The sequence below is a fragment of the Streptomyces camponoticapitis genome (assembly GCF_014646115.1).
GTDB lineage: Bacteria > Actinomycetota > Actinomycetes > Streptomycetales > Streptomycetaceae > Streptomyces > Streptomyces camponoticapitis.
Genome location: NZ_BMMV01000006.1, coordinates 80,053 through 98,622, shown reverse-complemented (window position 1 = coordinate 98,622; position 18,570 = coordinate 80,053). Strand labels below are relative to the sequence as shown.

Here is an 18,570-nt window from a genome sequence, read left to right as displayed (position 1 = left end):
GCGGATGCGCTACGACTTGGACGACCTGCGGCTCTTTCTCGACATCCTGGCGGAGGGGTCGATCACGGGAGGCGCCCGCCGGGTACATCTGAGTCTCCCGTCCGCCAGCGCGCGGGTGCGCGCGCTCGAACACACCGCCGGTGTGGCACTCCTGATCCGTGGTCGCAGGGGCGTACGTCCCACCCCGGCCGGGACGACACTGGCCCGCCACGCACGCGACGTCCTCGCCCAGACGGCGCGGCTGGAGAGCGCGGTGGCGAGCTACACCCGTTCCGAGGCCGCGCCGCTGACCCTGCTGGGCGGTGGCTCCGCCATGCAGGGATTCGTACCGCGGGCCCTGGTCTCGTTCCTCCGCGCGCACCCGGACGTCGACGTCCGGGTCTCCGAGAGCCGCACCCCGCAGACGTTGCGGATGCTGACCGACGGCGAGGCGGACCTGGGAATCGTCATCGACGACGAGGAGGCCCGCGACCGAGGCCTGGACATGGAGCCTCTCGGCGACGACTCCCTCGTCGTGGTCGGCCAGGCCGGCGGAATCCTCGCCGGGCGAACCGGCCTGACCTACAGCGAGGTCGCCGAGCATCCCCTCGTCGGTCTCGACGCCGACTCCTCGCTGCGCGGGTGGATCGAGAAGAACCTCGGCCCGCACGCCCCCGTGGTGCGCTACCGCACGACCGTCGCGAGCCTGAACATCCTCGTCGCCCTCGCCGCCGCGGGGGTCGGGCTCGCCGTCGTACCGCGACGCACCGTCGACCCCGGCCGGCCGCTCGACGTGTGTGAACTGGACGAACCCTGGGCGCGCCGGCTCCATCTGCTGGCCTGGGGCGCGAAGGCCGGGACGTCGCGGAAGGCCACCGCGGCTCTCGCGGAACATCTGCGCGACGCGGCACGGTCCGAGCGGACTTCCCACGGCGGTCCCGGAGAACCGCCCGAGGAGCGGCATCAGCAAGGCGGCTGACGGTATGTCACGCGTGCAGATGGCGGATGACCGCGAGTACCCGTCGGTTCAGGTCCTGCGACGCCGGCAGGCCCAGCTTGTCGAAGACGGCGGCCACATGCTTCTCGACGGTGCCCGCGGAGACAGTGAGCGACTGCGCGATCGCCGCGTTGGAGCGGCCCTCCGCCATCAGCGAGAGCACCTGGCGCTCCCGTTCCGTGAGCGGCGCGAGATCGGCGGCGCGGCTGCTCGCCCCGGCCAGCTGGGTGACCACCTCCGGGTCGAGCGCGGTGCCGCCCGCCGCCACACGGGACAGCGCGTCGGTGAACTCCGCCACATTCGCCACCCGGTCCTTGAGCAGATAGCCGACACCCGCCGAGCCGGCAGCGAGCAGCCGCGTCGCGTACTTCGTCTCGATGTACTGGGAGAAGAGCAGCACCCCCGTGCCGGGGTACTCGCGCCGGATGTCGATGGCCGCGCGAAGGCCCTCGCCGGGCTGGTGATCTCCATGCCGCCGTCCACCGTGCGTACTCGCTGAAGGAGCCCCGTCAGACCACTGCCCGCGCCGAGGGCGGCGCCGCCGTGCCCGTCGTCGGTGACGTGCAGCCGCAGCACACCGTCCCGCTGACTGACCCGGACGACGGCCCGTCCGGCGCCGCTGTGCTTGATGACGTTGGTGAGGAGTTCGGTGACGCAGAAGTACGCGATGGTCTCGATCGCGGGCGTCGGCCGCACCGGTACGTCCACCGAGAGCTCCACCGGTACTGAGCAGCGTGCGGTCACCGTTGTCAGGGCGTCGGACAGCCCGTCGTCGAGAGCGGGCGGATGGATTCCGCGGGCCAGATCGCGCAGCTCCGCGAGGGCCTCGACGGCGCCCAGGTGCGCACCGTCGACGAGTTCACGCACCCGCGCCACCTCCGGCGGCCATTTGTCCGCGCCGTCGCCGTCGTGGAGATCGCGTTCGAGCCGGCGCAGCAGCGCGACCGAGTCGTCGACGGCGAGTGCGCGTGTCTCCTCCAGATCCCGCACCCGTTCGGCGAGCGTGCTTGCCCCGAGCAGCGCACGGATCAGCCAGCGGTCCGCCGCGACGACCAGACGGGTGGCCCAGGGGGCGAGCAGGAGTGTGCCGACGCCGAGCAGTACCGCGAGGGAGGTGCCGGGCAGGGTGGTGACGTGAAAGCCGCCGAAGGGCAGCGGTGTCACGATCGGCAGGCCTTCCGGGTCGTCCGCCTCGGGGTGCTGCCCGCCGAGGGTCCACAGCAGGGGCGTGGCCACGTCGATCAGTCCGACGAGCCAGATGAGTACGGCGTACAGCCCGAAGCAGCACGCCGGCAGCTTCGCCAGTACGTAGGCGGCCGCCCGCCAACTCGTGCCGTCCCTCAGCCGTGCGTCGAGCCGCCCGAAGATCCCCCGGCCGGGGCGGAAAGGCGGCGGGGTGGCGACCCGCTCTCCCAGGAGCCGTGCGGCGAGCGCACGGTGCAGGTCGCCGAGCGCGCGGGCCGCCGATGGTGGCCTCCCCGGCGTCGGTCCGGTCCAGGCCCTTGATCATGCGCATCGTCGTCGACTTGCCCGACCCGTTGGGGCCGAGATAACCGGTCACCGCACCCGGCCGCACATCGAAACTCAACGCGTCGACGGCGAGTGTGGGTTCGTACCGCTTGGTGAGACCTCGGGCCTCGATCATCGCAACTCCCTGCACCGTGTTCCTGGCGTGCTCACTGAGCCTCACGCTAGGCGCGCGGCACCCCCTGCCGGAACGTGGCTTTCCTCCGACCCGACCTGGGGGTTTTCCCCCAGAGCCGGGACGCCGGCAGATGCGGGGGAGCGTCGATCCGCCGGGCGCCGCGGGGGAGGTCCCCACGGCGCCACGCGCGCTCTCACCCTTGTCGGGGCGGGTTCACGCCGGGTTGACGTGGTACGTCTGCCCGGCCGTCGTCCGGATCGTGATCACCCCTCCCGGGGTGGTGTACGGCACGGTGTCGCCGTTCGCGTCGGTCACCCGGAACGCCCCGCCGCCCCACGGGTTCTTCAGCCGGAGCGTGCCGCCCGCCTCGCTCCGGACGTCGGCGTACTCGACCCTGCCCGCCGTCCTGGAGCTGGAGACCACGAACGCGCCCTTTTGCCGGAGCTGGTAGAAGCTCGCGTCCTTCGTCGCGGGCCAGGCCGGGAAGAGCGTGACGACGCCCTGGTCGCTCTGGACGAGCATGCTGTTGATCGCCTCGGTGGTGCCGGACTTCTCGATCCCGTGGTTCGGGTCGGTGATCCGCAGGTTGGCCGCCGTACGCGCGGAGAGGACCGACTTGAGGCGGTCGATCAGCGCCTGCGCCGGATAGCCGACCCTGGCCGCCTGGGTGAAGACCTTCGGAAAGCTGTTTCGCTGGTCCCAGCTGTTCATCGCGTCGACCGTGTCGCGCGCGACCTGGAGCCGGCCCGCGTCCGAGTTGACGCCCAACTGATCGGCGGGCTGGACGAATTCGAGATTGATGGTGTTGTCCCCCGGGCGGATGACCCTGGTGTCGGAGCCCTCCATGGTCTCCGCGAGCGAGTAAACAGTCCTGCCGCCCAGGACGGTGGTCGGCTGGGCGGGCAGGTTGTTCAGGATGTTCTGCCAGACGGGCCGTTCGGCCGCGTCCACCCCGAGCGTCTCGCTCCCGGAGATCGCCGCTGTCAGCACCTGCTTGAGCATGCCGATGTCGGGCGAGGAGTTCCTGCCCCAGGTGCCCTCGTGCGGCCCGCCCCAGAGGGTGTACGTGCCGTTCGCGTTCCGCTCCAGCCAGTGCTCGAAGAACTGCGCCACCTGCGTCAGGAACGGATAGCCCTTGGTCCGCAGGAAGTCCAGGTCCTGCGTGTACTCGTAGTAGGAGATGAACTGGGTAGCGGAGAAGAGGGAGTTGGAGACCTGCTGGTGGTACTGGTCGTCCGTGGTCGATCCGCTCGTCGAGCCGAACGGCCCGATGCCCACCGGGTACAGCACCCCCGACGGCACCCCGCCGCTCGGGAAGCGCCGGTCGACGTAGTCCGGCTTCACCCGTCGCAGGTCCTGCTTGGCCCGGCGCTGCGCCTCCGGCACATAGCCGAGGATCAACTCATGGAAGGGCAGGGCGAGTTCGGGACGATTGCTGGAGTAGACCCCGTAGAACGGTGCCTGCGCGTTGTAGTTCAAGTGGTAGTCACCGTTGAACTGCGGCGCGTCCGTGGTCGTCCAGATGCCGAAGAGACCCGGTGCGGTCCTGCCCTGCCGGCTCGACGCACCGATGAAGTACTGCGCCGGGTAGTAGAACCGCTCAAGCGCCGCGTCGTTCAGATTGACGCCAGACCGCATCCAGTAGTTCTTCCACCAGGCGACCCGCTGTGTGTCGAGTGTCCCGATCGAGCCGGTGTTCTCCGCCCGTACCAGCGCCACGGCGTCGTTGCGCGGCGCCACCGGGTTCCGGCCGCCGCCCGCGATCGCCGTCACGAGGTGCGCCGTCTGGCCGGCCGGGAGGGTGAAGACCGTCCTCGCCGTCGGGCCGGACACCGTGGGCGGCTGAACCCCCGTACCACCGAGGACCGTTGATGCCAGCGCCCCGCGCGACACCCAGTTGGCCCCGGGGGCCGTGGCACGCTCCGCCCACATCACCGGCCCGTTGACGCCGGCCGAATTGGCGTAACTGGCGTTGCCGCCACCCACCGCGCCCGCGAACGTCGACGCCTGGAGCTGGACCGGCCTTGTGCCGGCCGAGGTGACAGAGGTGACCAGCACGTTCTTCTCGGCTGCCAGCCAAGTCCTCATCGACAGCGGGGTGTCACCCATCGACACGGACGTGGTGATCGACCCGTCCACGATGTGCTGCTCCTCGCGGAACGGCTCGGCGGGCGGGGTCGTACCGCCGCCGCTCGCGTACAGCTCGATCTGGCCGACGCGCGCCCGTGGGTTGTCGGTCGAGTCGGGGGTGGTGTTCTGTGTCGGCTCGGTGATGTTCAGCCGGATGTACCGGGTCTGTACGGCGGCGATGGTCCGGTCGATCACGTCGGCCGTGTTGTTGGTGACCGTGTTGACGGTGGTCCAGGAGGAGCCGTTGGTACTGGTCTGGAACGTCATGTTCCTGGTGTTGAACGCGGCGTTGCCGGGGCGCGCCGCGTTGTCGTTGCGGACCACGTAACGGGCGACGGACTTCACGGAGCCGAGGTCGAGGGTGATCCACTGCGGTTTGCCGATCGCCGAGACCCAGCCCTCGTACCCGCTGCCCCACTGCCCGTTGACCGCCCGTGAGGCCGCGAAGGGGTCCGTGGTGCTGCTGGCGGTGGCCGTGGCGCCGAGTGCCAGATTGCCGTTGTTCTGCGGGGCGGTGCCCTGGATGGTCACACCGCCGATGGGCGCCGGGCGCGCGGGGTTGCCGCTCCAGAAGTTGCCCTTGGAGACGTAGAAGGACTTCACGCCTGTGCTGCCGCCGGAGGTCACCCCCACGTCGCCGTTCCCGAGGAGGGCGGTGTCCGGCATCGTGTTCTGTACGGAGCCGGGGTAACTCTGGCTGGTCCAGACTCCCTTGATACCGGCCAGCTTCGGCCGCAGGGCGTCCCACTGCGCGCTCGGCGACGGCGCGTCCGCCACGGCGGCGGGTCCGGCGGGTGCGGCGAGCGCGCCGCCGGGGACGGCCAGCGTGACCGCCAGGGCGAACGCCAGAATCGCCGCGTACCGCGAACGGTGTCGCCGGGTCGTACGGCTCCGCCGGGGGATGGCGGACCGCGTCGTTCTCTCCTGCCCCATGTGTCTCTCCTTCGAGGGGGGTGAGCGGGGATGGTGCGAGAGGTGGCGTGTGCAGGGGTGGTACGCCTACGGGTGGCGCTGTGTGAGCGGTGCGTGTGCGTCGGTGTGTTCAGGTGGCCCGGAGCCGGTGCGCCGCGGCAGCCTCCAGCAGCTCGAGCACCGCCCGTTCACCGGGGCCGAGTTGGCCGCTCTCGCCGAGAACCAGTCCGAGCGCCGTGTGATCCTCCGCCGTCAGGGATCCGACCGGGCGCAGCAGCCGGGCCAGGGGATGGTGGAAGTCGTGGACGGTGAGGGCGAAGCCCTTCCCGGCGACGAGCCTCCCGACGGCGGCGAACCGGCCGTTGGCCGACGCCGCGACGGTGCGCAGGACCCCCGGGCGATCCCGTAGCGGCATCAGGGGACGAGGCCAGTCGGCAGGCCCGAGCGTGACCGGGTCGAAGAAGCGATGCCGGGCCTCGCCGCCCACGTCCGCGACCAGCACACCCCAGGCCGGGACGGCGTACAGGCCCGTGAGCATGGGCGCCTTGCCCACCGCCGCCAGGACGAGCGCCTCGTGCGGTTCGGTACGCCACCGGCTGAGCCCGCCGTCCATGCCGCACGCGACGAGCTCACCGGCTCCGGTGAACGTCAGCTCCCGTACCGGCCCGTGCGGCACCGGCAGGACGGTGCGCGCGATCAGCCGCTCCAGTCGGGCGTCGAGGACCACGATGTCCGTGCTGCCGCCGAACGCGACCGCGCCGCCGTCAGGCGAGACGGCGAGACGGTGGGCGGTGTCGATGCCGAACGGACTCAAGTCCGCGAAGCCGGGGCCGAGTTGCGGACCGGCTACCGCCGCGGCCGGCGACAGCGCGGCACCCGCGACGAAGCCGGCGGCCGTGCCCGCGGGCCGCATACCCGTCAGGGCCCTGCCGTGCGAGACGTGGACGGTGTCACCACGCCGGTAGTGCACCAGGGCCCTGCCCTTCCCGGGCTCGTCACGGACGGCCACGACGTTCTCCTCGTCCACGCACGCGACAGCGTGATGGTGGAGCTCACCCAGGTAGACGTCCCGCCAGGAGCCGTCGGACAGCAGGGCGACGCGGGTGCGACCGTCGGCCTCGTGGTCGGTGAGGGTGAGAACGGGAGCGTCGACCCCGAAGGACAGCCACTCGGCGGCGCCGGTGACGAGCGGATGTACCGAACGCGAGGCGTCGGCCGCCGTCGCGGTCACCGTCATCACCGACTCCTCGTCCGCCGCGGTCAGCCGGGCGAGGAGAGGGGCGTCACGGTGGTCCGCCGGGAACAGATCGGCGTACCGCTTGGCCAGCCGTACGCCGTCCGCCAAGGGCACCGAGGTGATGAGCTCCCCCAGTACGTTCCGGTGCCTCGGCCTGAGGTGTCCGGCGGCCCGCCGGTCGATACCGGCGGCATCGTCCCAGATGGCACGCCCGGCCATACCCGACCCCTCCCTCCCGTCGACTCCGCCCGGAAGGAGGAGCATTCATGATTCCGTGCCCTGCCACCTCGCACTACGCTGACTTTCACACACGGGGACTTCAGGGGGAATGTCGATGACGGATCCGATGTCGGTGCTGGCGATGACGGGAGCGACCACGATCGTGGCCGCCATGGCCACCAGCACATGGGAGAGCGCGCGTGGACGCGTCGCGGAGCTGTTCCGGCGCCGGGGCGAGGACGAGGCGACGGCGATCGCCGTGCAACTTGACGGGGACGCGCACCTGGTGGCCGACGAGGACGACACCGAGGGCGTGCGCGAGGAGCTGATCCGGCCCTGGGCCCGGCGGTTGGCGGCCCTCCTGCGCGAACACCCCGAAGCCACCGAGGAGTTGCGGCGCGTGGTGGAAGAGGTCGCGGCAGGCCTGCCCCGTACCGAGCAGCACTGGACGCAGAACGTCACGGCGCACTCCGGCGGCACGGCCTTCGGCACCCAGGGACCCGGCAGCAGCGTCCACATCCACCGGCACATCACGCCCGAGGAGGCCGCGTCGGGCGACAGCGCGCCCGGGGGCGGCACGTCCGGGGACGGCTCCTCGGTGTGAGCGGCCCGGCACCGAACGGCCCGGACCCCGGGCCCTTGGCCCGCCAAGTGGTGCGAGCCGAAGGCGGGTTCGCGTACGGAGCGATCGGCGCGGACATCCATGTCTTCGGCGACGGCCGTCCCGTCTACGTCCTGCGGAACTGGCAGGGCGCGCCCGTGTCGGACCCGGAGTGGCTGCGCGAACTGCCCAGCAGGATGCTGAGCGCCCGGCACGAGGTGGTGCCGTTCACCGGCCGCGAGCACGACCTCGGGGAGCTGCGCGGCTGGCGCGATGCGCCCCGGCGGCTCTCGGCACGCTGGCTCCACGGTCCGGGCGGCCAGGGCAAGAGCCGGCTCGCCGCTCGCCTCGCCGCCGAGTCGGCCGCCGCGGGCTGGCTCGTCGTGACCGCCGTACACGGGCCGGGCACCGTACTGCCGCCGCCGGGCAGCCAGGACCTCCGCGCGGGGGACACCGCCGGGGTGCTGCTGATCGTCGACTACGCGGACCACTGGCCGCTGCCCGACCTGGCCTGGCTGCTCAGCAACGCGCTGCTCCACCACGACGCCCTGCCCGCCCGGGTACTGCTCCTGGCCCGCGACATCACCATGTGGCCCGCCGTGCGCGCGACACTGGCGGACGTGCAGGCGGCCACCTCGCGTCAGACGCTGGAACCGCTGGCAGGTGAAGGGGAGGGCGAGGGAGAGGGGGAGCCGGGGCGTGACGACCGTACGGGAATGTTCCGTGCGGCGCGCGACGCCTTCGCGGCCAGGTACGGACTCGCGGCGCCCGACACCGTCGGTCCGCCCGTGCCGCTGGCGGGACCCGAGTTCGGGCTCACCCTGACGGTCCACATGGCGGCGCTGGCCGCCGTGGACGCCCACCGCGCCGGACGGCATCCGCCCGGCGACGCGGCGGGTCTGACGACGTACCTGCTCGACCGGGAGCAACGGCACTGGGCCCGGCTCTCCGACACACCGGGCCGTCGCACACCTCCCGCGGTGATGAACCGCGCCGTTTTCGCCGCCGCGCTGACCGGTGCGGTCGAACGGCCCACCGGCACCATGGCGGTCAACTCGCTCGGACTGCCGCTTCCCGCCGAGACCGTGCTCGCCGACCACGCGGTGTGCTATCCACCCGCGGAACCCTCGGAGCCCGGTGACTTCTCCGATCCCGAGGGCCCTGCCGACCTCACTCGGGGCACGGTGCTCGAACCCCTGACACCGGACCGTCTGGCGGAGGACTTCGTCGCCCTCACCCTGCCCGGCCACCTCGCCGACTACCCGGCGTACGACTGGGCGCCGACCGCGCTCAACGCACTGCTCCCGCACACGGACCGTGTCTCGCCGCCCCCCTGGCTGCCACGTGCGCTGACCGTCCTGGCGAGCGGAGCCGCCCGCTGGCCGCACCTGGCGACGCTGCACCTGTACCCGCTGCTCCGCGAGGCGCCCTGGCTGGCCGTCGCGGCCGGCGGCGCCGCGCTCGGAACGGTCGTGAGTCTGGACGACATCGACATCGGGCTGCTGGAGCGCATCAACGCGCACATACCGCGCCGCGACGACGCGGACCTGGACCCGGCCGCCGCGGTACTGGCCGTGCGCCTCGCGGAGCACTCTTTGGCGATGACGGACGACCCGGCTGAACAGGCCGTCATCCATCTCAACCTCGGCTGGAGCCTCGGCGGGGCCGGCCGTTACGACGAGAGCCTGGCCGCCCAGGAGCGCGCGGTCGCGCTCTACCGCGGCCTCGCCCGCACCGAACCCGCCGTCCACGAAGCCGACTTGGCCCGCGCTCTGAACAACTACGCGGGCAGTCTGAGACGGGAGCGGCGTTACGACGAGGCGGTGCGCGCCATGGAGTCGGCGGTGGAGCTGCGACGCCGGCGCCTACGGCCCGGCCATGGATCCGACATCGCCGATCTGGCGCTCTCCCTGTCCAACTACTCCAACAACCTCGGCCGGGTCGGCCGATGGCTCGAAGCGCTGACGGCGGACGCCGAAGCCCTGGAGCTGTACGCCGGGCTGGCGGCGGCCCGGCCCGGCGAGTACGGCCATGGCCTCGCGATCACCTTGCTCAACTTCGGCAGCACCCTGGGCAGTGCGCTACGCCTCGACGCCGCGCTGGCCGCGACCCGGCGGGCGGTCGACGTGCTGCGTTCCCTGGCCCGGAGCGAGCCCGCCGCCCACGAGGGAGGGCTGGCCCAGGCGCTCTCCAACCAGGCCCAGATGCTGGTGACCATCGGCAAACCGCAGGAGGATCTGGTCAGGGATCACCGGCTGCCCCCGTCGGAGGACCTCTTCCGGATGAGTGGCTGGCGCGGGGAGGCATTGGAGGCGGCGGCCGAGGCGGTGGAGATCCTGCGTCGCCGGGCCCGGGCCAATCCGGCGGCCCTCGACGCCGACCTGGCCGCCGGTCTTCAGGCGCTCAGCACGGTGCAGCGGGCCATCGGTATGCCGGAGGAGGCGCGGACCACCGCCCGTGAGGCGGGGGTCTTCGAGGAGCGCAGCGAGCCTCGCCGGCGCGTCCACCGCGCCCCGGAAGACATGGAGTACGGCCGGGGGACCCACGATGTCGCCGATGACGCGGTGATCGTTCTCTACCGCCACCTCTGCGTTACGGAGTTGACGGTCCACGGTCCCGAACTCGCCCTGCTGCTGCGGTCCCGGGCCCGGCTCGGGCCCGCTCCCGATCTGGACACTCTGGCGGAGGCCCTGGAGATCCACCTCCGCCTCGCCGATGCCGATCCCGTCGCCCACGAGCCCGCGTACCTCGTGGAGTTGAAGCAATTCGGGTGGGAACTGTGGTGGGCGGGGCGGCGGTCCGAAGCTGTCGAGACCATGGAACAGGCCCTCGATCTGGTCCGTGCGCTCGCCACCGAGAACCGCGAGGAGTACGGCGAGCAGTTGTTGTGGGCCGCGGACGCCCTGGCCACGATGCTCAAGGGGGTCGGCCGCCGCCGGGACGCCCGCGAGGTACGGCGCGCGGCCAGGCGGCACCTGGCGACCCTGACCTAGAAACCACTGGCGGGCGCGTGTTCGCCCTCCCCCTCCTCAGGCTCCTCGTGTTCGCTCCGGGCCGTCTCCAGGAGACGCCGCCAGGACGTGACTGTCGGCCTTCGCCGTAGCAACGCCCGGCGCTCCCGCTCTGTCATGCCGCCCCAGACACCGAACTCCTCCCGGTTGTCGAGGGCATGGGCCAGGCACTCGGTACGCACCGGACATCCCAGGCACACGGACTTCGCCCTGTTCTGCTCCTGGCCCTGCACGAACAGGGTGTCCGGGTCGACCGCCCGGCAGGCACCCCGTGCGCTCCACTCCAACTGTGCGTTCATAGCGCCCCCTTCCCCTGGAGGGTCAGACGCTACAAAACGCTTCACCGTTGCGACAGATGGCAGTTGGTCGATCACTCCTTCGGGTGAGCGCTCGTACGAAGCGCGAGGTGACAGCGGAGTCCGGGGTTCGTCATCCCAGATGCCTCAAAATATTCCTTGACAAGAATATTCACACCGATGAATACTTTGGGCATGGACAGGATCGCATCAGCGCTCGCGGACGCGGCGCGATGGCGCATCGTCGAGCTCCTCGCGGAGCGGCCGCGGTCTGTCGGTGAGCTGGCCGAGCTGACGGGCCTGCGGCAGCCGCAGACCACCAAGCATCTTCAGACGCTGGCCCGCGTCGGCCTCGTCACGGTCTTCCCCCTCGGACAGCGTCGCGTGTACGCGGTCGAGACGGCGCCCCTGATCGCACTCTCGGACAGGTTGCGGGAGTTGGTCGGGACCGCCGACGCGCACGCCGGGGAGCGAGACGTCGTCGCGCGGTACCGCGCCACCATCGAGGCGGAAGCCGCGGTCGCGGACCGGGAACGGTGGGCGGACGGGCGTACTTTCTCCTTCGAGCGCGTGCTGACCGCGCCCCCGGACGTCGTCTGGCGGCACTGGGCCGACCCGGACCTGCTCGCCTCCTGGTGGGCACCGCCGTCGATGACGGTCACCGACTGCGCCATCGAGCCCAGGCCCGGTGGCCGCGTCGTCCTCGACTACCGGGATGCCGAGGGGCGTTACCTCTCCACGGGCGAGGTCCACACCGCGCGGGAACCCGAACACCTCGTGTTCGACCTGTCGGTGCTGGACGGCGCGGGGGCGGTCTCGTTCACCGGCCACTACGACCTGACCTTCGCCGAGGCGCCGGAAGGCACCCGACTCCGTCTCGGCCTGCGCATCACCGGAACGACCGTCGATGCCATGCCCTACATCGCCGGGATCGAGACCGGCTGGGGCCAGGTGCTCGACAACCTCGCCGACGCCGTCGGGCGCGGCCCGGAGCACGTCCGAGGCACCTGACAAGACATGTACCGACCGGAAGGAACGCACGACATGAACGACACGACCAACTCGACCGGCCGCAGGGTGAGAGCGAACATCAGCCTGACCCTGGACGGACGTTACAGCGGTCCCGGAGGCCCGGGTGACCTGGGCGCGATCGTCCCGTACGCGGTCACCGAGGTCGCGCGCGACCATCTCACCCGCATCTGGGAGGGCGCGACGACCGCGCTGCTCGGCCGGCTCAACGCCGAGGGTTTCCTGGGGTTCTGGCCGTCGGTCGGCGACGACGAGAACGCCGATCCACGTGACCGCGGATACGCCAGGTGGCTGGTGGGCGCGGAGAAGGTGGTCCTCTCGACCACCCTGACCGAGGCGCCGTGGGAGCGCACCCGAGTGGTGAACGCCCCCGCCGCGGACGTCGTCACCGGGCTCAAGGCCACGGGCGAGGGCGACATCCTCGTCAACAACAGCGCGAGCGTCATCAAGGCGCTGCTCTCGGCGGACCTGATCGACCGGCTGTACCTCATGATCTGCCCCGAGATCGCCGGTGGCGGGGAGCGGCTGTTCGACGACGGCCTGCCCGCGTCGAAGTGGACGCTCACACGCCAGGAGACCGGTGCCCAGGGCGAGATGGCCCTGATCTACGACCGCGCCCGCTGAACAGCCGTCGACCGGCTGGAGCGGCGCTACCCGGGCATCGCCGTCGACCGACAGACGACGGAGCCGGCCACCGGCTCGACGTCCAGGCGTTGATCCCGGTGCGGACGTAGAGCCCGCACGACAGTCTCTTGCGGATACCAACCGCCACCCCTGCAAACCTCGTTGGCGGCAAGATCATCGAATCGAGCGAATACCGAAGGCTTCTCGGGGCCGACCTGGCGCACCGCCATTACTGTTCCACGGTATCTGGACGGATTCCCAGACATATGCCCCGCTTCATCCTCTTTCCCGGTGTCAGGCACGCCCGCGTGCCGGACACCGCCCCTACGAAGGAGACTTCGCTCGATGACTGTTGACACCGGCGCCGAAGAGCGGCTGGACTCGGCACCCCGGTCCAGCCTGAGCACGGCGGCTGCCCGCAACCTTGCCACCACCAGCAAGTCCGCCCCACAGATGCAGGAGATCACCTCTCGCTGGCTGCTGCGGACGCTTCCCTGGGTGGAGACCAAGGGCGGCGTCTACCGGGTGAACCGCCGACTGAGCTACACCGTCGGCGACGGGCGGGTGGAGTTCGTCCAGGACGGTGCCGATGTCCGGGTGATCCCCCGGGAACTGGGCGAACTGGCCGTGCTGCACGGCTTCGACGACGAGGAAGTGCTGACCGCCCTCGCCGACCGTTGCGTCCAGCGCGACTTCCGCGCCGGGGAGACGCTGGTCGAGCGCGGCACGCCCGCGGAGCAGATCCATCTGATCGCGCACGGCCGCATCAACCAGACCTCCGTCGGTAAGTACGGGGACGAGACGGCCGTGGCCGTCCTTGCCGACGGCGACCAGTTCGGTGAGAACGCGCTGCTGGACGCGGACGCCCGGTGGGACTACACCGCCACCGCCGAGACCGCGGGCACGCTGCTCACCCTGGACCGCGCCGACTTCGCCGCCGTGGTTTCCGCGGCCCCCGGCCTCCGGGCCCACGTCCGGCGGTTCAGCTCGCTTCCCCTCCAGCGGCAGAATCGTCACGGCGAAGCCGAGATCGCGATGTCGGCCGGGCACACCGGCGAGGCCGAACTGCCCGGCGCGTTCGTGGACTACGAACTGAAACCGCGCGAGTACGAACTCTCCGTCGCGCAGACCGTCCTGAAGGTCCACACCCGGGTCGCCGACCTCTACAACGGGCCGATGAACCAGACCGAGGAGCAACTGAGGCTCACGGTCGAGGCGTTGCGCGAACGCCAGGAGTACGAGCTCATCAACAACCGGGAGTTCGGGCTGCTCCACAACGCCGACTTCAAGCAGCGCATCCAGCCCCACTCGGGCCCGCCCACCCCGGACGACCTCGACGAACTGCTCTGCCGCCGCCGTGGTTCCAAGGTCTTCCTCGCCCACCCCAAGACGATCGCGGCGATCGGCCGTGAGTTCAACCGCCGCGGTCTCTATCCGGACCATGTGGACCTCGGCGGTCAGCAGGTCCCCGCCTGGCGCGGCGTCCCGATCCTGCCCTGCGGCAAGATCCCCATCACCAAGGAGAAGACCAGCTCGATCCTTGTCATGCGTACCGGCGAGGACAACCAGGGCGTCATCGGACTGCGCCAGACCGGACTGCCCGACGAGCTCGAACCGGGCCTGTCCGTACGGTTCATGGGCATCGACGAGAAGTCGATCATCTCCTACCTCGTCTCCACCTACTACTCCGCCGCCATCCTCGTGCCCGACGCCCTCGGCGTACTGGAGAACGTCCAGATCGCCGGCCGGCACGGCTAGGTCCTGTCCTCGAAGTAGCGCCGTCCGCCCGGGGCCTCTCGTACCCGGCGGTCACGAGAGCCCCCGCGCGCCGGGCCGGCCGAGCGTGCCCGGACACGGCACACCCACCCCACCGAGGAGCCATGGATGCCCCACCCTGAGCTCTCCCCTCCGCAGTCGAGTCTGCCCGCGGCCGCGTCCCACTTCGGGGCGTACGTCCTCGCCAACGCGGCCGCGCGCGCCTCTGATCTCAGAGCCGCCGCCGGCGGCCGCCCACCCCCGGCGCCCTCCGCGGACGTCCCTGGTCCCGAGGCGCGGCCGCCCACCGCCGGCCTGGAGCGGATCCTGCGGGGTCCCAGCGGCCTGGGGACCTCCGGCCTGTACCTCGCCCGCCGCGAAGAGCCGGAGCCGGAACCGGAGGCGGAGGCGGAGGGGATCCCGATCCCCGGTCTCTACCATCACCCCGTGCCGGAGCCCGACCCCCTGCGGGTGGAGGAGGTCAGCCGCAGGATCAAGGCGTGGGCGCTGGACGAGGTCGACCTGTATCCCGACGACTGGGAGGACCAGTTCGACGGCTTCTCCGTGGGGCGCTACATGGTCGCCTGCCATCCGGACGCCCCCACCGTCGACCATCTGATGCTCGCGACGCGTCTGATGGTCGCCGAGAACGCGGTGGACGACTGCTACTGCGAGGACCACGGAGGCTCACCCGTCGGCCTCGGCGGGCGTCTGCTGCTGGCGCACACCGCCCTCGACGCCTTGCACACGACAGAGGAGTACCAGCCGCTGTGGGCCCTGTCGCTCCAGTCGGACGCGCCGCGCCGCGCCTACCGCTCCGCCATGGAGTACTTCACCCGGGAGGCCAGCCCCTCCCAGGCCGATCGCCTCCGGCACGACATGGCCCGTCTGCACATGGGCTACCTCGCCGAGGGCGCCTGGGCGCAGCTGGACCATGTCCCCGAGGTGTGGGAGTACCTGGCGATGCGTCAGTTCAACAACTTCCGCCCCTGTCCGACCATCACCGACACCGTCGGAGGGTACGAACTGCCGGCGGATCTGCACGCCCAGCCCGCCATGCAGCGGGTCATCGCGCTCGCGTCAAACGCGACCACCATCGTCAACGACCTGTACTCCTACACCAAGGAACTCGCCGGCCCCGGCCGACATCTGAACCTGCCGGTGGTGCTCGCCGAACGTGAGGACCTGTCCGAACGCGACGCCTATCTGAAGGCGGTCGAGGTCCACAACGACCTCATGCACGGATTCGAGGCGGAAGCCGCGGCCCTCGCCGCGGCCTGCCCCGTCCCGAGCGTGCAGCGCTTTCTGCGCGGGGTGGCCGTCTGGGTCGACGGCAACCACCACTGGCACCGGACCAACACCTACCGCTACAGCCTGCCCGACTTCTGGTAAGAGGAATGGACTCATCTGTGACCAGCACTGACCGCACGACCGTCGCCGCCCCCACCAGCGCCTCCGTGTTCATCCCCTCCCCGGTGACTCCCTACCAGGGGGACATCGCGCGCTACTGGGACCACGAGGCGAGGCCCGTGAACCTGCGTCTCGGCGATGTCGACGGCCTGTACCACCATCACTACGGCATCGGCGACGTCGACCACGCCGCCCTCGGCCGCCCCGAGGACAGCGCGTACGAGAAGAAGCTGATCGCCGAGCTGCACCGCCTGGAGTCGGCGCAGGTCGAACTCCTCCTGGACCACCTCGGCGACATCGAGCGTGACGACACGCTCGTGGACGCGGGCTGCGGCCGGGGCGGCTCGATGGTCATGGCCCACCAGCGCTTCGGGTGCAAGGTGGAGGGCGTCACGCTCTCCGCGAAGCAGGCGGACTTCGGCAACCGGCGCGCCCGCGAACTGGGCATCCAGGACCACGTCCAGGCCCGCGTCCGCAACATGCTGGACATGCCCTTCGAGTCCGGGCAGACAGCGGCGTCGTGGAACAACGAGTCGAGCATGTACGTCGACCTGCACGACCTCTTCGCCGAGCACTCCCGCGTCCTTCGCGCGGGCGGCCACTATGTCACCATCACCGGCTGCTGGAACCCCCGTTACGGCCAGCCGTCCAAGTGGGTGTCCCAGATCAACGCGCACTTCGAGTGCAACATCCACTCGCGCCGGGAGTATCTGCGGGCCATGGCCGACAACCGCCTCGTGCCGCAGGCGGTCATCGACCTCACTCCCGACACGCTGCCCTACTGGGAGCTGCGAGCCACGTCCTCGCTGGTCACCGGCATCGAGGAAGCGTTCATCAACTCCTACAAGGACGGCTCCTTCCAGTACGTCCTGATCGCGGCCGACCGTATCTAGCGGCCAGGGCCTAAGCCTTGGACTCCACCCGGCCGAGCGGGTCCGGGCCGGCGGCCAGTTCCTCACGCGCCGACTCCCAGGCGGAATCCCCGGGGTAGAGCTCCGTGCGGAGATAGGCCCAGGTGAGCCTCTGGATCGCGGCGACCCGCCCCGGGTTCTCGTCGGTGGTCTCGGCGACGTCGTATCCGGACACCCCGCCGAGACCGTGCTCGGCGTCGAACAGGGTGAGCAGGGACTTGGGGCCGGGGGAGAGGACGTACGGATCCACGTGCCAGGACGGGCCCCGGACCGTCAGATGGGTGGAGGTGTCCTTGTCGCCCGCGACCACGAGGGTGGGCGTCGCCATCTTGGAGAAGTCCGTGGTCAGGAGGAAGGGAAAGTTCTCGGCCACGGACTCGGTGAGGGCGTTGCCGCCACCGCCGGTCGTGGCGAGCAGCACACCCGCCTTGATCCGGGGCTCGGCCAGGTTCACCTCCGTCCCGTCGTGCGGGTCGGTGAGCCTGGCGCCGAGCAGCAGGCTCGCGGTGTGCCCGCCCATCGAGTGCCCGGCGACGGCGACCCTGCTCCGGTCCAGGCGCCCGAGCAGTCCCGGGACGGCGGCCTCGACCGCGTCGAGCTGGTCGAGGACGCGCGTCATGTCCTCGGCCCGCGACCGCCAGTGGAGAGGCGCCCCGGGAGTCTCGGGAGGCAGGCTCAGGGTCGTGGAGCTGAGATGGGTGGGCTGGATGACGACGAAGCCGTGGGCCGCCCAGAAATTGGCGAGGGGGGCGTAGCCGTTCAGCGAGGAGAGGTTGTTCGAGTAACCCTGCCCGTGCGAGAGGAGGACGACCGGCAGGTCGCTCCCGGTCACGGGTGCGGAGACCCGTACCTCCAGGTCCAGGGCCCTGGAGGGAGCCGGCAGCACCACCGGAGCGACCGAGAGGACGGGAGTCGGTGAGCTGAGGGTGCCGGCCGGGTAAGTCGGTTCACTCATGATGCGTATCCGCCGTTCGAGAAGAAATCGGAGCGTCGTTCCGTTTCAACATACGGAGCGTTGTTCCGCTTTGTCAATCTCTTCGGAGCCGGACCCGAGGGTGACTCTTCGTACATATGTGCCCGTGTGACCTGGGGCGTGTCACGACCTATAGTTACGCGTAGTGACGAACCGTCCTCAGGTCGGAGGATGGGCCGTCGCTCGGTTCGTGATTCGGTTCGGCGTCTAGGGGGTCGCTCATGGCCAGCGCGTTTCAGGAGCTCAAGCTCAGGGGGATGTTCGCCGCGTTGGACGCGGACGGCGACGGCTATCTGCGCGAGGAGGACTTCAGGGAGCTCGTCGCGCGCTGGGGCCGGCTGCCCGGGGTGGACCCGGGGACCGAGCTGAGCGCTCGGGTCGAGACGCTGCTGATGGGCTGGTGGGCGGCGCTCCTGGAAGCGGGGGACGCCAACGGTGACGGCGCGGTCGACATGGGCGAACTGCTCACGCTCGTGGACCGGTTGCCCGCCATGGTGGCGGACGTCACCGCCACGGCCGACACCGTCTTCGACGCCGTGGACACCAATGGCGACGGCCATATCTCCCCGGAGGAACACCGCAGGCTCGTCGAGACGTGGAACGGGCAGTCCGTGGACATGACGGGTGTCTTCGAACTGCTCGACCCGAACGGCGACGGCCATCTCAGCCGTGAGGAGTTCGCGGTGCTGTGGCGCCAGTTCTGGATCAGCGACGACCCGAAGGAACCGGGCAACTGGCTCTGCGGCCGACTGCCCAGCCAGCCGGCCGGCGCGTGACCGCAACCCTTCGGCATCGGCGGGAGTCTTAGCGGTGGAAGGGCAGTTCTCCTGAAGGACACCAC

At 70.7% G+C, this 18,570-nt stretch carries 13 protein-coding genes and 3 pseudogenes; 9 read left to right on the top strand and 7 right to left on the bottom strand.

Going from position 1 to position 18,570, the window contains the following annotated elements; all coding sequences use genetic code 11:
- Window positions 1-4: 4 nt before the first annotated feature.
- Window positions 5-958 (top strand): LysR family transcriptional regulator, encoded by a 954-nt coding sequence (locus tag IEY79_RS11180; RefSeq protein WP_189107247.1) that lies wholly within the window; start codon window positions 5-7, stop codon window positions 956-958.
- 7 nt (window positions 959-965) lie between these two features.
- Here IEY79_RS11180 and IEY79_RS11175 read toward each other — a convergent pair.
- The 5 genes and pseudogenes from IEY79_RS11175 to IEY79_RS11155 all read right to left on the bottom strand — a co-directional run.
- A pseudogene (locus tag IEY79_RS11175) lies at window positions 966-1,427 on the bottom strand (LuxR C-terminal-related transcriptional regulator); the annotation flags it as partial.
- A 623-nt stretch (window positions 1,428-2,050) separates the two neighbouring features.
- A pseudogene (locus tag IEY79_RS37310) lies at window positions 2,051-2,392 on the bottom strand (sensor domain-containing protein); the annotation flags it as partial.
- 43 nt (window positions 2,393-2,435) lie between these two features.
- Window positions 2,436-2,621 (bottom strand): annotated as a pseudogene (locus IEY79_RS11165) (ATP-binding cassette domain-containing protein); the annotation flags it as partial.
- A 213-nt stretch (window positions 2,622-2,834) separates the two neighbouring features.
- On the bottom strand, window positions 2,835-5,684 hold the full coding sequence (locus IEY79_RS11160) for a discoidin domain-containing protein (RefSeq protein WP_189107246.1): 2,850 nt from the start codon (window positions 5,682-5,684) through the stop codon (window positions 2,835-2,837).
- A 109-nt stretch (window positions 5,685-5,793) separates the two neighbouring features.
- Entirely contained in the window at window positions 5,794-7,119 is a 1,326-nt protein-coding gene (locus IEY79_RS11155; RefSeq protein WP_189107245.1) for a hypothetical protein, read from the bottom strand.
- 115 nt (window positions 7,120-7,234) lie between these two features.
- Between IEY79_RS11155 and IEY79_RS11150 the strand changes: the two genes are divergently transcribed.
- Both IEY79_RS11150 and IEY79_RS11145 read left to right on the top strand, forming a co-directional pair.
- Window positions 7,235-7,723, top strand: coding sequence for a hypothetical protein (locus IEY79_RS11150; RefSeq protein WP_189107244.1), 489 nt, complete (start codon window positions 7,235-7,237; stop codon window positions 7,721-7,723).
- Between the two features lie 47 nt (window positions 7,724-7,770).
- Window positions 7,771-10,713 (top strand): tetratricopeptide repeat protein, encoded by a 2,943-nt coding sequence (locus IEY79_RS11145; RefSeq protein ID WP_189107243.1) that lies wholly within the window; start codon window positions 7,771-7,773, stop codon window positions 10,711-10,713.
- Here IEY79_RS11145 and IEY79_RS11140 read toward each other — a convergent pair.
- Entirely contained in the window at window positions 10,710-11,030 is a 321-nt protein-coding gene (locus tag IEY79_RS11140; protein ID WP_189107242.1) for a WhiB family transcriptional regulator, read from the bottom strand. The genes IEY79_RS11145 and IEY79_RS11140 overlap by 4 nt on opposite strands.
- Before the next feature lie 192 nt (window positions 11,031-11,222).
- On the opposite strand from IEY79_RS11140, the gene IEY79_RS11135 reads away from it, so the two are divergent.
- From IEY79_RS11135 to IEY79_RS11115, 5 genes are all read left to right on the top strand, one after another.
- Window positions 11,223-12,038, top strand: a complete 816-nt coding sequence (locus tag IEY79_RS11135) for a metalloregulator ArsR/SmtB family transcription factor (protein WP_189107241.1) — start codon at window positions 11,223-11,225, stop codon at window positions 12,036-12,038.
- A gap of 33 nt (window positions 12,039-12,071) precedes the next feature.
- Window positions 12,072-12,680, top strand: coding sequence for a dihydrofolate reductase family protein (locus tag IEY79_RS11130; RefSeq protein ID WP_189107240.1), 609 nt, complete (start codon window positions 12,072-12,074; stop codon window positions 12,678-12,680).
- 345 nt (window positions 12,681-13,025) lie between these two features.
- Window positions 13,026-14,438, top strand: a complete 1,413-nt coding sequence (locus tag IEY79_RS11125) for a family 2B encapsulin nanocompartment shell protein (RefSeq protein ID WP_189107239.1) — start codon at window positions 13,026-13,028, stop codon at window positions 14,436-14,438.
- Window positions 14,439-14,564: 126 nt separating this feature from the next.
- On the top strand, window positions 14,565-15,827 hold the full coding sequence (locus tag IEY79_RS11120) for a family 2 encapsulin nanocompartment cargo protein terpene cyclase (RefSeq protein WP_189107238.1): 1,263 nt from the start codon (window positions 14,565-14,567) through the stop codon (window positions 15,825-15,827).
- A 5-nt stretch (window positions 15,828-15,832) separates the two neighbouring features.
- Window positions 15,833-16,738 carry a geranyl diphosphate 2-C-methyltransferase gene (locus tag IEY79_RS11115; protein ID WP_189107237.1) on the top strand — a complete coding sequence of 302 codons (906 nt, stop codon included), beginning with the start codon at window positions 15,833-15,835 and terminating at the stop codon, window positions 16,736-16,738.
- Window positions 16,739-16,748: 10 nt separating this feature from the next.
- On the opposite strand, the gene IEY79_RS11110 is transcribed toward IEY79_RS11115, so the two are convergent.
- A complete protein-coding gene (locus IEY79_RS11110; RefSeq protein ID WP_189107236.1) occupies window positions 16,749-17,711 on the bottom strand; it encodes an alpha/beta hydrolase family protein in 963 nt (320 codons plus the stop codon).
- Window positions 17,712-17,950: 239 nt separating this feature from the next.
- On the opposite strand from IEY79_RS11110, the gene IEY79_RS11105 reads away from it, so the two are divergent.
- On the top strand, window positions 17,951-18,505 hold the full coding sequence (locus IEY79_RS11105; protein ID WP_189107235.1) for an EF-hand domain-containing protein: 555 nt from the start codon (window positions 17,951-17,953) through the stop codon (window positions 18,503-18,505).
- Window positions 18,506-18,570 lie beyond the last annotated feature (65 nt).

What these genes read in the sequence shown, in the direction of transcription:
- IEY79_RS11180 (WP_189107247.1), top strand. Translation starts at nt 5, where the DNA reads ATGCGCTACGACTTGGACGACCTGCGGCTCTTTCTCGACATCCTGGCG.
- IEY79_RS11160 (WP_189107246.1), bottom strand. Translation starts at nt 5,684, where the DNA reads ATGGGGCAGGAGAGAACGACGCGGTCCGCCATCCCCCGGCGGAGCCGT.
- IEY79_RS11155 (WP_189107245.1), bottom strand. Translation starts at nt 7,119, where the DNA reads ATGGCCGGGCGTGCCATCTGGGACGATGCCGCCGGTATCGACCGGCGG.
- IEY79_RS11150 (WP_189107244.1), top strand. Translation starts at nt 7,235, where the DNA reads ATGACGGATCCGATGTCGGTGCTGGCGATGACGGGAGCGACCACGATC.
- IEY79_RS11140 (WP_189107242.1), bottom strand. Translation starts at nt 11,030, where the DNA reads ATGAACGCACAGTTGGAGTGGAGCGCACGGGGTGCCTGCCGGGCGGTC.
- IEY79_RS11135 (WP_189107241.1), top strand. Translation starts at nt 11,223, where the DNA reads ATGGACAGGATCGCATCAGCGCTCGCGGACGCGGCGCGATGGCGCATC.
- IEY79_RS11130 (WP_189107240.1), top strand. Translation starts at nt 12,072, where the DNA reads ATGAACGACACGACCAACTCGACCGGCCGCAGGGTGAGAGCGAACATC.
- IEY79_RS11125 (WP_189107239.1), top strand. Translation starts at nt 13,026, where the DNA reads ATGACTGTTGACACCGGCGCCGAAGAGCGGCTGGACTCGGCACCCCGG.
- IEY79_RS11120 (WP_189107238.1), top strand. Translation starts at nt 14,565, where the DNA reads ATGCCCCACCCTGAGCTCTCCCCTCCGCAGTCGAGTCTGCCCGCGGCC.
- IEY79_RS11115 (WP_189107237.1), top strand. Translation starts at nt 15,833, where the DNA reads ATGGACTCATCTGTGACCAGCACTGACCGCACGACCGTCGCCGCCCCC.
- IEY79_RS11110 (WP_189107236.1), bottom strand. Translation starts at nt 17,711, where the DNA reads ATGAGTGAACCGACTTACCCGGCCGGCACCCTCAGCTCACCGACTCCC.
- IEY79_RS11105 (WP_189107235.1), top strand. Translation starts at nt 17,951, where the DNA reads ATGGCCAGCGCGTTTCAGGAGCTCAAGCTCAGGGGGATGTTCGCCGCG.